Here is a 14362-nt window from a genome sequence, read left to right as displayed (position 1 = left end):
CTGTTTGCAGAATGAAATCTCAATATTATGACAGTTTTATTCTTTTTGTACTTTATGAACATGGATATTTTTAATAGTTGCTTCATTATTCGTTTTGTCATAATAATAGAAAAAGGAGATTGATAGTTTTGAATATTTTATCAAAGGGTATGGGGTATGAAAAAATCACGCAAAGTGTCATTACAAACGAAAATAGTAAGCTTAATTATCGCGTTAATTTTATTTGTCGTTCTCCTATTAGCCGGAATATTCGTTTACATTCAGTCCGTTGATACGAAGCGCCAAGTGGAGCAGCTAGCACTGCAAACAGCGAAGTCGCTTTCTTTTATGCCAGCTATAAAAGAAGCTTTTCAAAATAACGAGCATAAAAGTACGATCCAATCCATTGCGGAACAAGTTCGTGAGCAAGCTGGTGCCGATACTGTCATTATAGAAGATCGCTATGGGATTATGTATTCGAATTCTAATTCGGAGTTGATTGGTACAAAGAGTAACAATCCATATAACTATGAAGCACTCACTTTTGGTGGTTATTATACGCTTGAAGGAAATGGTGAAAGTGGTCCAGCTTTAATGGCGAAGGCACCTATTATTGTTCATAACGGAGATTACGATCAAGTAGTAGGCGTTGTGACAGTAGAGTTTTTAATAAAAGGCATTGAATCTAACATATTGAGCAGAACGAAAGAAATTATTCTCTTTTCCTTAGCGGTGTTACTAGTTGGAATCATTGGAGGCATTCTTTTAGCACGTAGCATTCGGAAAGATACACTCGGTTTAGAGCCGAATGAAATCGCAGCGTTATACCGGGAGCGAAGTGCGATACTACTATCTATAAAAGAAGGAATTATCGCCATTGATCAAAATGGTTTTATTACGATGATGAACACGTCGGCCGAAGAAATGTTGCATGTAAATGGTGATTATATGCAGCAACACATTTCAAATGTTTTACCTGATTTTAATATGGAAAGAGTGCTAGAAACTGATCAAGAAATCGCATTTCAAGATAAAGTGTTTATTTTAAACATGACACCGATACTCGAAAATAATAGTACGGTAGGCGTTGTATGTAGTTTTAGAGATAAAACAGAACTGCAAAATCTAGTGAACACAATATCAGAAGTAAGAAAGTATTCCGAGGACTTACGCGCTCAAACACATGAATTTACAAATAAACTTTTCGTCTTATCGGGATTACTTCAGTTAGGGCACTACAGAGAAGCGATTGAATTTATCCAACAAGAATCTAACATTCATCAAAGCCAAAACCATATTTTATTCCATCAAATTCATGATGCAAAAGTACAAGCTATTTTATTAGGAAAACTCGCAACAGCGTCTGAGAAGAAAATTGATTTTCATATTGAAGGAGATAGCGCGCTTCATCCGTTACCAGACCATATAAAAGTTTCACACCTTATTACAATCCTTGGAAACATAATCGACAATGCGTTTGATGCGGTGAGTGAACGAGAGGAAAAGAGTGTTTCTTTCTTCGTTACGGATATTGGGCACGATATTGTGTTTGAAGTGATAGATAGCGGAGTAGGAATACCAGCTGAAAAAATCACGACCATTTTTCAAAAAGGATTTTCAACGAAAGGAAACAATCGTGGTTACGGACTAGCAAACGTGAAAGAAATGGTAGATGTACTAGAAGGAACAATTGAGATTCAGAATGAGAAAAATGGGGGAGCTATTTTTACAATTTACCTTCCGAAAACATTGAAAGAAAGTACATGACAAACAGGGGGATGGACATATGTTGAAGGTTGCAATTGCAGAAGATGATTTCCGCGTAGCGCAAATTCAGGAAGAGTTTTTATTAAAAATAAAGGACGTAAAAGTAATCGGAAAAGCGTTGAACGCAAAAGAAACGATGGAACTATTACAAAAGGAAGAAATCGACTTGCTTCTATTAGATAATTATTTACCAGACGGAATCGGTACGGACTTATTGCCGAAAATCCACGCTGACTTTCCAAACGTTGACGTTATTATGGTAACAGCGGCAAATGAAAACCATATGCTAGAAAAAGCAATTCGAAACGGCGTAAGCAACTACCTTATAAAACCAGTTACGTTAGAAAAATTTGTTCGCACAATTGAAGACTATAAAAGAAAGAAGCAATTATTACATAGTAACAATGAAGTGAATCAAGCACTTATCGATAACTTCTTCGGCATTTCGCAAACACAAGACATAAAAAACTTACCGACAGGCGTTGATCCGTTAACACTGCAAAAAGTGAAAGGAATTATAAAAGGATTCGATGAGGGCATTACAATAGAAGAAATGGGAGAGCAAATGGGTGCCTCCCGAACAACCGCAAGAAGATATTTAGAATACTTAGTAGCGACAAACGAATGCACAGTAGAATACACATACGGCATTATCGGACGACCAGAACGAAAATATCGAATAGGACGAGGACTATGAAAAAACGATTATTACTATGTATATGGATCATGACAGGAGTAATAGCTGGTTGTTCCTCAGAAAAATCCCATACGAATAAAGTGAACATCGACAAATTAGAAATCGTTGCGCCGAACGTTCAAGGAGCAGGATGGGACTTAACAGCACGGGCGATGCAAAAAACGCTGACGGAAGAAAAAATCTTCACAAAACCAATCACTGTCACAAACAAAGTAGGTGGCAGTGGTGACGTCGGATGGAAATATACGAAACAAAAAGGCGGTCACGTACTGGCGATGAACTCAAGCTTACTCATAACGAACAACCTACTAGGTCACAGTAAACTAACATATAAAGACTTCACTCCGCTCGCGACACTCGCATCGGACTGGGAAGTCGTTGTCGTATCAAAGGACTCAAACATAGAAAACGCAAAACAACTAATGGAACAACTAAAACAAAACAAGAAAAACTTCAAAATTGGCGTTGCCCCCGGCCTAGGAAACGACGATCACCTATCATTCGTACAAGTAAGCAAAGCATTCGGCATAAACCCAGCCGAACTACAATTCTTCGTCTACGAAAACAAAGAAAAAATCATAAACGCCCTAACGAACAAACAAATAAACGCCGCAACCATGACCCTATCCGAAGCCGAAAAACAATACAAAGCCAGCAAAATAAAAATACTAGCCGTATCCGCACCAAAACGACTAGACCGACTACCAGAAATCCCAACATGGAAAGAACAAGGAATCAACGTCATATTCCAGCACTGGAAAGGAATTATGGGCCCAAAAGATATGACGGAGGAAGAGGTTGCTTATTGGAATGGTGTGATTAAGAGGATGGTGGAGAGTGATAGTTGGAAGGGGATTTTGAGGGAGCGGGGGTGGAATTCTTATTATAAGGATAGTGGGGAGACTAGGGGGTTTTTGGAGGAGAGTTATGATTGGTATGGAGAGATGGTTGGTGGAGATAGAGTTATTAAGTAATTTTAGCCCCTTGTACTCATGAAATATTGATATCATTCTTACTATATTTATTTAGAATTTTAAATAGAGATTAGCTGGTTTAATAAGTTTTCATATAGATTTTTTCTTTTATAATGTTTTCATATTTAAGATAGAAAGGGAAATCTAAAGAGGAGTATAATTAAAATGAATAAAAAATATTAAAGGTGTAAGACGGGGGAATTATGATGATACATACTTTAGTAAGGGGACAGAAGATAGACGTTACAAAGAATCATCCAGAGATGAAAGGATTACTAGTAGATTTAACTTGGAATGCCCCGATGAATATGGATGTAGATGCATCAGCTTTTTTAGTAGGGTTTAACGGGAAAATTACTAAAGAAGAAGATTTCGTTTTCTATGGACAACCTTATTCTAGTTGTCGATCTGTTCAATTGAATCAAAATGAAACAAATGGAAGTAAACAAAGATTTTCGATAGATTTTACTCATATAAAAGATGAGGTACAAAAGATTGTATTTTCGATTACAATTCATAATGCGGAAGAGAAGAAACAGGCGCTACGAGATGTTTCCCATATTCAATTGAAAATAAGTAACGCACAATCAGGTTTAGAAATTATTCATTTTCCTATTACATATCCATTTACAGATGAAAGTGCCATTATTGTTGGAGAGCTATATCGACATGGAGGAGGATGGAAGTTCAATCCTATTGGAGCTGGCTATTTTGGTGGGTTAGCTGCATTATGTACAAGTTTTGGAATAGAAATCGCAGAGGATGAAAAACAAACAACTCCTCCTGTAGAGAAAAAAATAGTTTCTACTCCGCCTCCAGTACAAAAAGCTATTAATGCAGTGAAGGTTGAATTGAAGAAAAAACAATCTATAAATATACAAAAATCTAAAATGGTAACAGCTACTTTAGAGTGGGAAACAAATAAAGATTTAGACTTATATTGTTTTTACGTAACAACGAATGGAGAGATAGGAAAGGTTTATTATAAAAATCTAGGTTCGTCTAAAGTTTCACCGTATATTGTGTTAGATGGCGATTCGCAAGAACCAGGAAAAGAAACAATCCGTATTTATCGACCAGAAGCTTTAAAATATGTTTTATTTGCTGCATATAGTGCTGTCGGAAATGGAATAGGTAGTTTCTATTCTATGAAGGCTAAAGCTGTTGTCGATAATCATATGGGAAGCGTTGTAACAGCACCGTTATTAGAAATAAATGACCATGCTTATTGGGTGTGCATTGCTCATATTGATTTCACCAATTCACATGAGATGAAAATTTCACACGTAGAAAGTTACTCAAAAGACCATTCAGAGGCTTCACCACTATTGTACGAGAATGGAAAATTCCGAATGGATGTTGGGCCGATTGAATTTAAAAATGAAGAGGATTATCAGAAGTATTTTCAATGATAATGAAGGCATAGATAATTTTAATGATTTGTGTATATGAAATGGATTATAGCTGGATAAGTTATATATCATCTAGCTATAATCCATGTTTATTAATGAAAAAGATTAGGAAGGAATAGTTATTTATCCATCTTGTTAATAATTTGAGCAATATAAGAATTATTCAACCAATAACACTGCTTTGTAATATGTTGGCCATCAGGTAAAGCTACTTTATCGGCACCGTTGCGAGCTTTTGGTCTAATATGCGCAACGCCATTGAAATTTATTTTTGGTAGGTTATTCGCTTCGACGACTTTATCCCCACGTTTTTTATATTCAATTTGAATACCTTCATTTATAACCTTATTAACTTCTTCCCATAGTTCACGTATTTCTTTTTCTATTGTAGGGACAGGCATGTTCCAAAGTTTAATGCCTTTAAAGTAGAGTTTACGGTTTGGATTTTCTTTTTTTGTTTGGTTAAATTCGAAAATTACAAACAGAAACTTGGTTTGATAGAAGCGTTCTCGAATTTCGCTTTCTTCCCATGATTCATTTGTCCATTGATGAAAATCAATTGTTTCAAATGACATGTTTTGTTCTGGCTTTCCGTTGGGCTCTAAACGAATTGTTTTAAATTCTATATTAGCTTTTGCAAATTCTTCAATTTTGTCGAGTCGAGTTCCTTTAATACCAAGTAGAGAGCTTACAAGTAATGGAACAAAGCTCTTGGTTGTAGGTTTGTACTCGATAGATAATTTTTGGGCGATTTCTTGATCGGTTAGGCCTATGTAATTCTCAAATTTTGAGTAAAGGATTTCTTCTAAAGATTTTTCTTTTAGTTCATTTGTTGTTGTAAAACTTACTAGTTCTTCGTTTAGGTGATATCTACGAACTAGTGCTGTCATATAAGAAGGCTTTAATGAAAAAGTTCTTTGCATGGCTTGAATTTCAGAATAAGGTTGTGAACGAAGTGAATTTTTATTGGAGCCTTTTGTGCAAGCTCCTAAATAGTTTGTATCACCTTCAGATAATTCATGTGCTTTTCCGGCACGAATTTTATTTACGATGGTTTCCCAGTCTTGCTTAATTATTTCTAAATCAGCTTCAGGATAGGTGAACAGAAGACTTTTTGTAATATGAAAATCTTTACGGTCTACGCCAGGTACCCATTCGTAGAACATTAGTAGTAGCTTTTCGTTTTTTTTCCAGAAGCTTGATGTCTCAAAGTGTGTATGAACTTCTTCCATATAGTTGATAATATTTAAGACTAGCCGTTCTTTGGCTGATAATGAACCGTTTTTATTTTGTTTAAATGGAGTTACTTTGAGTTCAATACCAAGGTGTTTAAAGTCAGCTTCTGCGTTTGAATTTATTTCATATCCAAAAAAGCTTTCCTCGATTACTTGTCCTAGTCCACCTTTTGACTTTGCATTTGCGAGTCGATTAGTTGTATCAATTTCACCAAATGTTTTTCCTTCAGCTTCATGTGCTTTTTTCATTAGTTCTTCTATTGTAGTGTAGTCCATAATAATCTCCTTTCTGTATCCAGTGCTGCGTTGATGATTTTAAACAATACATATTAAAGTTATGCTATAATAAAAAGCTGTTTCAAATTTATATAAGTAAAAATTTATAAGAGGGAAAAGATAGTTTATATTATTAGATAACAGTCATATTGAATTTATTCAATATGAGTTATGTCCTTTATAATATTGATAAAGTGCGAACAGTTTTCTTAATTGGTACAAGCCAAACAAGGAAATACAAAAAAGACGGTTCTTGAAATGTTATAGTTGATCTTTTCCTCACTTTTTATTATAATGAAGCATAGATAAATAAAATACCGAAAGGATGTTCGTGTATTTATGGTGAAAGTAGTAGAACTTTTCGCGGGAGTAGGAGGTTTTAGATTAGGACTAGAAGCAAACGAAAACTTTGAAGTTCTTTGGGGAAACCAGTGGGAACCCTCAACTAAAGCACAACATGCATTTAATTGTTATGCAACTCGCTTTGAAAATAAAGGAATACATGTAAATAGAGATATAGCTGAAGCTTGGCCGGAAATACCTGAGCATGATTTATTAGTAGGAGGCTTTCCTTGCCAAGACTATTCTGTAGCACGTACTTTATCAAATGAAAAAGGAATACAAGGGAAAAAAGGTGTTCTTTTTTGGGAAATAATGAACATAGTTAATTCTCGCAAGCCAAGATTTGTTTTGTTAGAGAATGTAGATAGATTATTGAAGTCACCAGCAAAACAAAGAGGTCGTGATTTTTCTATTATGCTGGCTAGCTTTAGAGATGCAGGTTATGTAGTGGAATGGAGAGTCATTAACGCTGCGGATTATGGGAATTCACAAAGAAGAAGAAGAGTATTTATTTTTGCGTACTTAAAAGAATCTCATTTCACATCTGTTCAAAGTAAACTGAAGCCTTTAGAGATATTGTGTGAAAATGGGTTCTTCGCTCCAATTTTTAATGTGCATGAAGCACCTGAAGAAAACAAAAAAAGAGGGCAATTTGAGTTGCCAGTCGATATTATTGAGGTTTCTGATACATTTAAAGCTGAATACTATAATTCTGGCGTAATGATGGATGGACAAGTATATACGGAAGAATTAGTTCCAGTAACTGAAAGTCCAGAGACTTTAGGTGAAGTTGTTCAAAAGGTATATGATAAATTTGGTCCTGCAGATGAATCATATTATTTGAAAATGGATAAGGTTAACAAAAAGGGCAGAACTGAATTTGAGGAACTTAAGTATCTTAAAGGTCCTAAAAAAGAAGAAAGACTATCAAAGGCGACAGGGCATAAATATTTCTATTCTGAGGGAGGAATGGCTTTCCCTGACGATTTAAATAAGCCTGGACGTACAATGTTAACAAGTGAAGGAACATGTAATAGGAGTTCACATGTAATCGAAGATCCTTATACAAAAAGACTAAGATATTTAACACCAGTTGAATGTGAGTTGTTAAATGGCTTCCCGATGGACTGGACGAATACAGGAATGCCACAAAGAAACAGATACTTTTGTATGGGAAATGCTTTAGTGGTTGATTTGGTGGAGAGAATGGGCAAGAGAATTTTGGAGATTAATCAGGAAGAGAAAGAAAAAGGTGGATGGGTACAATTAAGCCTTATTTAGGTGTGTAAAGTTAGCAGCTATTAACAGATGAATTTAATATGAGTAAGTAACCCGATTTTGTACGAATATAAAATCGGGTTATTTGTGTTTTTTAAATAGTGAAATTGGTATAGTGGGGAGGAATTGTGTTTAAAAATGAGATAAACACTGTAAGGAGATTATTACAAGAAAGGAATATTATTCAAAAATATGATGTGATATAATTCTATAGTATAAATTGATTTTTAAAGTTTTAGATTATATTGGATGAATAGCGTAAAAATAATATCTTTATTAAAAAACATAATATAATTTATTATTTAAATAAATTGTTAAAGAGGTGTTGAAATGAATGGAAATGAAGTGGAAAAAAAGGAAGAGTGCCTTTTTGGATTATTAGAGCGGGTAAAAGAGGAGACTCTATTACTGAAGGCATCTTTAGAAATTCCCGAAAAACAAAGTGTCGTAGCTTTTCGTGGAGAGCCTCAGGATTATAAGGAAACGAAATTATTACCATCATTATATAGAAAAGGTTTAAGTCCCAAACAAGAAATTAAACTATTTGATTTATTGAATGATTATCAAGTGATAGGAGAGAAAGAAAAAACAAATTTACAAAAAGCAATAGCAGCGCAACATTATTTGGCAACTAGTAGATTGTTGGATATAACATTTAATGTTTTGGTAGCAATATATTTTGCTACTGCTTATGAGAATGATAAAGGTGATAAGGATGGCTACCTTTATGTATTTTGTTTACCGCAACATTTTTCTCCAAGCTCAAAATATATAGAAAAATATTATAATGATATGTTATTAGAAAACCAAAGCGAGTTAATTTTAAAGAAGAATTTTAAAGTAGTAACGCATGGACATTTTAATGATAGGATAAAGTTACAAAGAGGAGGATTCATATTTTTCCCAGCAAGTAATATTACAAGAATTCCTAATTGTTTTTATAAAAGAATAACAATAAATGGTGAGAAAAAAGAAAAGATAAGAAAGCAATTAGCGGAATTTTTCTCTATATATGAGTCTACTCTTTTTCCAGAAAAGGATAAATTGAGTGATGTTATTACTGAAGGAATCGAGAAAACCCTAGAAGGATGTAAAATAGATAATACGTTAGAATCTGAATTAGATTCGTATTTTGAAAATATAGAGTTTGAGATTAATTCTTTTGTCAAAAATAATGTTCATAAACAAGATGTCATGAGGCAATTAAGAAAGTATGAACAAGATTTATTTTGTGCCTTTAATGAATTGGAAAAAAAGGTTAAGGCTAAGGAAGAAGATATGAGCAGATTGAATAGAATTCGGCAAAGAGCTTGCCATGACTTTGAATATTTACGAATATCTTATATAAGAAGGAGTTATTGATATTATGGTATTAAAATGTAATGATGTGAAAAAGATATACAGAATATTAGGTGACGCAGGGCTAGAAGATAGAAGTATGGACTTAAAATCTGGAATTTTAGAAATCATTAATGATAATGGAGATATAGTAGAGTATTACGTAGATGATTTTCGAAAAGAAAATAAAGATAAAGTTACATTCAAAAAGTTTTGGGAAGGTTATGAACAAAAAAAAAATCTAGAAATACAGCCATTAATGGTATTTGAATCATGGGAAGAAGAACAGGATTTTCGGGATAATGTAGTTGCAGAAGCAAAAAGTGGAGTAGAAAAAAGGAAAATAAAAAAAGATTTAGAATCTTTGAAGACATGTTATTTAATTCAAGATAATGAAATCGAACTGTTTTTGGAAGAAGAAGGAATTAATTATTTAGAGTATAAGGGTGTTAATACAGAGAATGAAAGTGGTATAGGTTTAGTGTACAATATGTCATTAAAAGAATTGTACAAGTTATATAATCAAACTGGTAGTGAATTGTTTAAAGATAATGTGAGATTAGGGATTAGTGGTAGCCAGGCTAATCGTTTAAGAGATAATTTTAAGACGAAATTCTTATTAGGTTTATATGGTTTGAATAATTCTGATGATAAAGATTCGGAATTAAAAGAAAAAGTGAATGAATATCTGAAAGAGAATAATGGTTCGGATAATTTTAATGGATATCAAAATGCTTTGGGGAATTTTTGGTTTCATCATAATGGGATTACAATTTATTCATCTGAAAAATTCAGAGTTGCAGAAGATAAAATTATTTTTAATCCGTTGAATGTTAGTGTGATAAATGGGGCGCAAACATTAACACATTGTACTGATATTGTAAGAACAATTAAAAAGGATTTGAAGAATAGACTTGGACAAGATAATTTAAAAGCAAATAATTTTATTAATCAATTAATGGATGAATTAAAACAATCCGTCAAAATAAAAACAATATTTATTGCAGTAAATTCTAAACTAAAAAGATCTATAACATTAGGATTGAATACTCAAATTCCGGTTAAGATTGAGGATATAGAAACTAAGACTGAACTGGTAGATCAGATTAATATGAAATTAGAGAAAAAAAACAAGAAAATTTGTAGGAATGGTGAAGAGAGAAGCTATGGGGGATTTTTATTGCCGGATTTTGTTAAAGCATATTTATTATTTAGAGATAAACCAGGAACGGCAAGAAATCTTAATAAAAATAAATTAGAGGAATATTTAAAGGAAATAGATGAGTTTTTAGACAAAGATGTTGAAAGTGTTGATGATTTCTTTAGAAATATGGATGTATTCGACTACGTTGATAAGTGGTGGAGAAAAAGAGAAAAACCCGAAATGGTGCCTGAGGAAAATTATGCTGGATTATCTAGTAATGGTAAGTTTTATTTTAAGTCTTATTGTAAAGATGTATATAATGATGCAGAAGACGAAAATAATAAAGAAGAGTATTTTCAGGGGATATATGAAAGCTTTGTAGATACATTTATTGAGTTAGCTGCTCCTAGAGTAATAGATTCTAATATGTTGAAAAAAGATGATTTATATAAAAGTTATCAAGAAAGTAGCAGGATTTTAGAAGAAGGTACCGATAAAGCCATTGAATTATTTAAAGAGCCTTTAGAGTTGGTAAATAAATATGAAATGTATAGGGAACATAATAAATCTAAATCTAATCGAAGTATGTTTATAAAAAAGGAACTGGAAGAGCAGGGAATAAAAATAGAATTTAGGACGATTAATGTAACAGTTAAAGATACGGAGGAAAGCTTTAGCTTGAAAGAGTCATTTGCTTTACCAAGTAAAACATTTAGCCAATTTTACGAGGTAGATAATTATCCTAAAATATATGATGATGAAAAGGTTGATGAAATATTTTCCTTTGAAACTTCATATTTAAAAAAAGAAATTGAAAAGGAATTTTTCTTGTTTATTTTTATTGAGAATTTAGTTGGAAAACTTATTGGTATTCAAGTAATTCCTAATTTTAATTTTTCAAACCTTTTTCTTAAGGCAAAAGAAGTATATGATGATACTATAGACAAGTTTAAAGCAGGAAATGCAGATGGATTTGTTAAAGCGTCTGACAATAAGGGGTTACATATTAGACCTAAGGCTAAAGATGCAAATGATACTTTTACTTTTACAGATGATAGTCAACAAATAAAAAGAACATTTTGGGTTAATAGGGAAACTGTATTGCAAATTATAGCTCCTCATTTAGAGAAATTTCAGGGGAATATAAAAGGGAAGCAGTTAGTAGGGGCATGATTTAGAAAGTAGTCACTTATTAGATACGTTTTTGATTCTAAGTAATTTTGGTTTAATAGAAGAAATAACAAATTATCTTGTTATTCTTGGAAGTGACATAGGAGGTAGACTCAAGTAATCAAACTTTCCACTACCTGAATCTCCAATCCTTTTCACAACTGAAGAAGAAAACTATATAAAAGAAGCAATGAAGCAGTTTAACAACTAGTTAAACTGCTTTTCCATTATAATGGAAGGAAAATCAACGGAGGGAACTCTCATACCGACCTAAAACAAACTAATCCGAGACAAAATCCCACAAATAATAAAAAATAACGGAAAAACACCCACAACAAGAATTATATCTGAAGACGAATACATAAAAAAATCTGCAAAAAAACACAAGGAAAACCAACCGAATACCTAGAAGCAACAACAAAAGAACATAAAATCGAAGAACTGTCCGACCTACTAGAACTAATAAACGCCCTAGATGAACCTGAAGGTACAACATTAGAAGAAATCAATGTAATGTAAAGTAACTGACAGAATGTGTTACTTCTTTATGGTGGAATGTTTTATATTACTAATATTGGATTATTTACATGAAGATAGCTGACTATTTTATAGCGGTTATCTTCATTTTATTTTTTACTTATTTTTGGAATTATTAGGTATTGGATCTCCTAATTTAAAGAGTAAATTAATAAAAGTGATTGTTGATGTTATAATTAAAAAGGATTATTCATTAATAATGTAGGGAGAATACTATTATGAAGCAAAATAATGAGCTAATTCTTTCTGCCCAAAAAGAGTTAGATGAAAAACTGTCTAACTATAAAGGAAAGAAGGTTTCTGAAATTAAAGAGGAATTGGGACTATTTGAAAAGGATAGTAAAGCCTCTTTTGTAAATTTAGCTAGGAAGATGTTGAAAATAAGCAACAATCAATTGGATTTATGCGATAACAAAGTACAAGCGGTTTTAAAAACGGTGCGTTTAACTGGAATGGAAACTCCAGCTGAAGCTATGTCTTTCATGCCAATTAATTTTGATGAATGGATTGCAGCAGATTCTTGGAAGGATAGTTCTTTGTATGAATATTTTAAAAGCAAGACATTAATTCTCTTCGTCTTCCAACAATATCCTACTGGTAAGCGTGTGGATGATAGTGAAATGACGTTCTTGGATGTAAAGGTTTGGAAGATGTCAGAATACGATATAAATCATGGTCTGAAAGAAGTGTGGGATCAAGTTCGTTACTTAATCAATGAAAGAAAGCTTGAGATTACACCTGTAGAACAAAAGAGTGGGAAGATTATCAATAAAAACAATCTACCATCTAGCAAATTTAATTCACTCGGTCACTTAAGACCAGGTGGAAAAAATGGTGATGACAAAGTGGAGTTACCGACAGGGCAAAGTATAGTAAAACAGCGCTTTTGGTTCAACGTAGAATATGTAAAAGAAATTATAGATTTATAGGACGGGTGAAGATTTATGGGAAATATTAATCTGTTTGATTTATATAATAAAGGATTTGTTAAGGATGGGGGACATGATATTAATGTTCCTATCAAAAAGGCGAATGGAGAAAAGTATAGTGGGAAAACATACGCCATCCCTTTAAAGTATCTCTATTATAACGAGCAAAATGGTCGAATTGGTGTTACACTGTCGAATTATGAAAGTACTAACGGGAAATTGTCCCCAGGGCATAACGAAGAATACAATATGATTGTTCAAAACATGTTAACAAACGATGACGATAAGACCAAAAAGGATATGGAAGTCTTAAAGAGAGATATTGCAATGAAAGGCCAAGATCAGCCTGGCTATGTTTTAAGCGATGGGCGCGTCATTGATGGAAATCGCCGCTTTACAGCAAGACGATTACTTGATCAGGATCCTGCAATAATAGAACAGCAATATTTCGAAGCAGTTATTTTAGATGACCTATCTGTAGAAAACATTGATGACCGAAAGCGGATTAAGTCGCTAGAATTACAGATTCAATTTGGGAGATTGGATAAAGTAGATTATGATCCGATTGATAGAGCAATTGATGCCTACAAAACTGTTTCGGTGAATACTATTATGACTGCGACGGAATATTCTAAATTTGCCGGACTAAAACCTAACGAGGTGAACAATTTACTGCTTGAAGCAGAGCTAATTGTGAAGTTCTTAGAATTCTCGAATACCAATCCGGATAATTATGCGTTGGCCAAACAATTAGAGTTAGATGGGCCACTTCGAGATTTGCTTCCTCAGTATAAAAAGTTCAAGAATACAGCAAATACAAATCAGTTATTGAACAGCTTGTTTGCAAAAATTATTCAGGTACGTTCTGCAAAAGAGGATTATAAACAAGAATTCAGACAAATAGTCAAAACGGTTGTTGGTACAAAAAATGAAGAAAAATTCATTGAAGAAATGGAAGAGTCAACTGATACAATTGTAGAGGCTTTAGATAATAAAGAGCCAATCAAGAACAATGTCGAACTGTTTTCTCGTTTGCATCATGATCAAGAAGCGGTCCAAGCAATCGCAGAAGTTCAAAAGATTTCAAACAAGCACTCTGAAAAGTCTAAAAATCGTCAGGAACAAAACATGCCAGCAAAACTTGCAGATAAGGCAATCACTACAATTGAATCAATTGATAAAAGAATTGTCCAAGAATTGCCTAAAGCTGAAAGGCAGAAGTTAAATGAAAGTTTGGGGGAGCTAAGGAAACAAATTGATGTGCTTCTTTCTATGGAGGGGTAA

General features: G+C 33.2%; 10 protein-coding genes and 2 pseudogenes. 11 read left to right on the top strand and 1 reads right to left on the bottom strand.

Annotated elements, in window-relative coordinates; all coding sequences use genetic code 11:
* The first annotated feature begins 156 nt into the window (after nt 1-156).
* The 4 genes from MR079_RS02355 to MR079_RS02340 all read left to right on the top strand — a co-directional run bounded on the left by MR079_RS02355 (nt 157) and on the right by MR079_RS02340 (nt 4829).
* A complete protein-coding gene (locus MR079_RS02355) occupies nt 157-1746 on the top strand; it encodes an ATP-binding protein (protein WP_242293428.1) in 1590 nt (529 codons plus the stop codon).
* Nucleotides 1747-1765: 19 nt separating this feature from the next.
* Nucleotides 1766-2443 carry a response regulator gene (locus MR079_RS02350; RefSeq protein WP_098606680.1) on the top strand — a complete coding sequence of 226 codons (678 nt, stop codon included), beginning with the start codon at nt 1766-1768 and terminating at the stop codon, nt 2441-2443.
* Nucleotides 2440-3417 (top strand): tripartite tricarboxylate transporter substrate binding protein, encoded by a 978-nt coding sequence (locus tag MR079_RS02345; protein ID WP_242293427.1) that lies wholly within the window; start codon nt 2440-2442, stop codon nt 3415-3417. The genes MR079_RS02350 and MR079_RS02345 overlap by 4 nt, the downstream gene beginning before the upstream one ends.
* A 206-nt stretch (nt 3418-3623) precedes the next feature.
* The gene (locus tag MR079_RS02340) at nt 3624-4829 is read left to right on the top strand and encodes a TerD family protein (RefSeq protein WP_242293426.1); all 1206 of its coding nucleotides are present in this window, start codon (nt 3624-3626) and stop codon (nt 4827-4829) included.
* Nucleotides 4830-4948: 119 nt separating this feature from the next.
* Here the strand turns inward: MR079_RS02340 and MR079_RS02335 are convergent, their stop codons facing one another.
* Nucleotides 4949-6340 carry a Sau3AI family type II restriction endonuclease gene (locus MR079_RS02335; RefSeq protein ID WP_242293425.1) on the bottom strand — a complete coding sequence of 464 codons (1392 nt, stop codon included), beginning with the start codon at nt 6338-6340 and terminating at the stop codon, nt 4949-4951.
* A 339-nt stretch (nt 6341-6679) separates the two neighbouring features.
* On the opposite strand from MR079_RS02335, the gene dcm reads away from it, so the two are divergent.
* The 7 genes and pseudogenes from dcm (at nt 6680) to MR079_RS02300 (ending at nt 14362) form a co-directional block, all read left to right on the top strand.
* On the top strand, nt 6680-7963 hold the full coding sequence (dcm, locus tag MR079_RS02330) for a DNA (cytosine-5-)-methyltransferase (protein ID WP_242293424.1): 1284 nt from the start codon (nt 6680-6682) through the stop codon (nt 7961-7963).
* A 327-nt stretch (nt 7964-8290) separates the two neighbouring features.
* Entirely contained in the window at nt 8291-9322 is a 1032-nt protein-coding gene (locus tag MR079_RS02325) for an FRG domain-containing protein (protein WP_242293423.1), read from the top strand.
* Between the two features lie 4 nt (nt 9323-9326).
* Nucleotides 9327-11615 carry a DNA mismatch repair protein MutH gene (locus tag MR079_RS02320; RefSeq protein ID WP_242293422.1) on the top strand — a complete coding sequence of 763 codons (2289 nt, stop codon included), beginning with the start codon at nt 9327-9329 and terminating at the stop codon, nt 11613-11615.
* A 46-nt stretch (nt 11616-11661) separates the two neighbouring features.
* Nucleotides 11662-11823 (top strand): annotated as a pseudogene (locus MR079_RS02315) (MerR family transcriptional regulator); the annotation flags it as partial.
* Nucleotides 11824-11895: 72 nt separating this feature from the next.
* Nucleotides 11896-12131: pseudogene (locus MR079_RS02310) on the top strand (nucleoside triphosphate pyrophosphohydrolase).
* A 236-nt stretch (nt 12132-12367) separates the two neighbouring features.
* Entirely contained in the window at nt 12368-13078 is a 711-nt protein-coding gene (locus MR079_RS02305) for a PDDEXK family nuclease (RefSeq protein WP_242293421.1), read from the top strand.
* A gap of 15 nt (nt 13079-13093) precedes the next feature.
* Nucleotides 13094-14362 carry a ParB N-terminal domain-containing protein gene (locus tag MR079_RS02300; RefSeq protein WP_242293420.1) on the top strand — a complete coding sequence of 423 codons (1269 nt, stop codon included), beginning with the start codon at nt 13094-13096 and terminating at the stop codon, nt 14360-14362.

The sequence above is a fragment of the Bacillus cereus group sp. BfR-BA-01381 genome (assembly GCF_022663555.1).
GTDB lineage: Bacteria > Bacillota > Bacilli > Bacillales > Bacillaceae_G > Bacillus_A > Bacillus_A pacificus.
The sequence above is the reverse complement of the archived record's forward strand: the minus strand, read 5'-3'. Positions and strand labels throughout refer to the sequence as shown.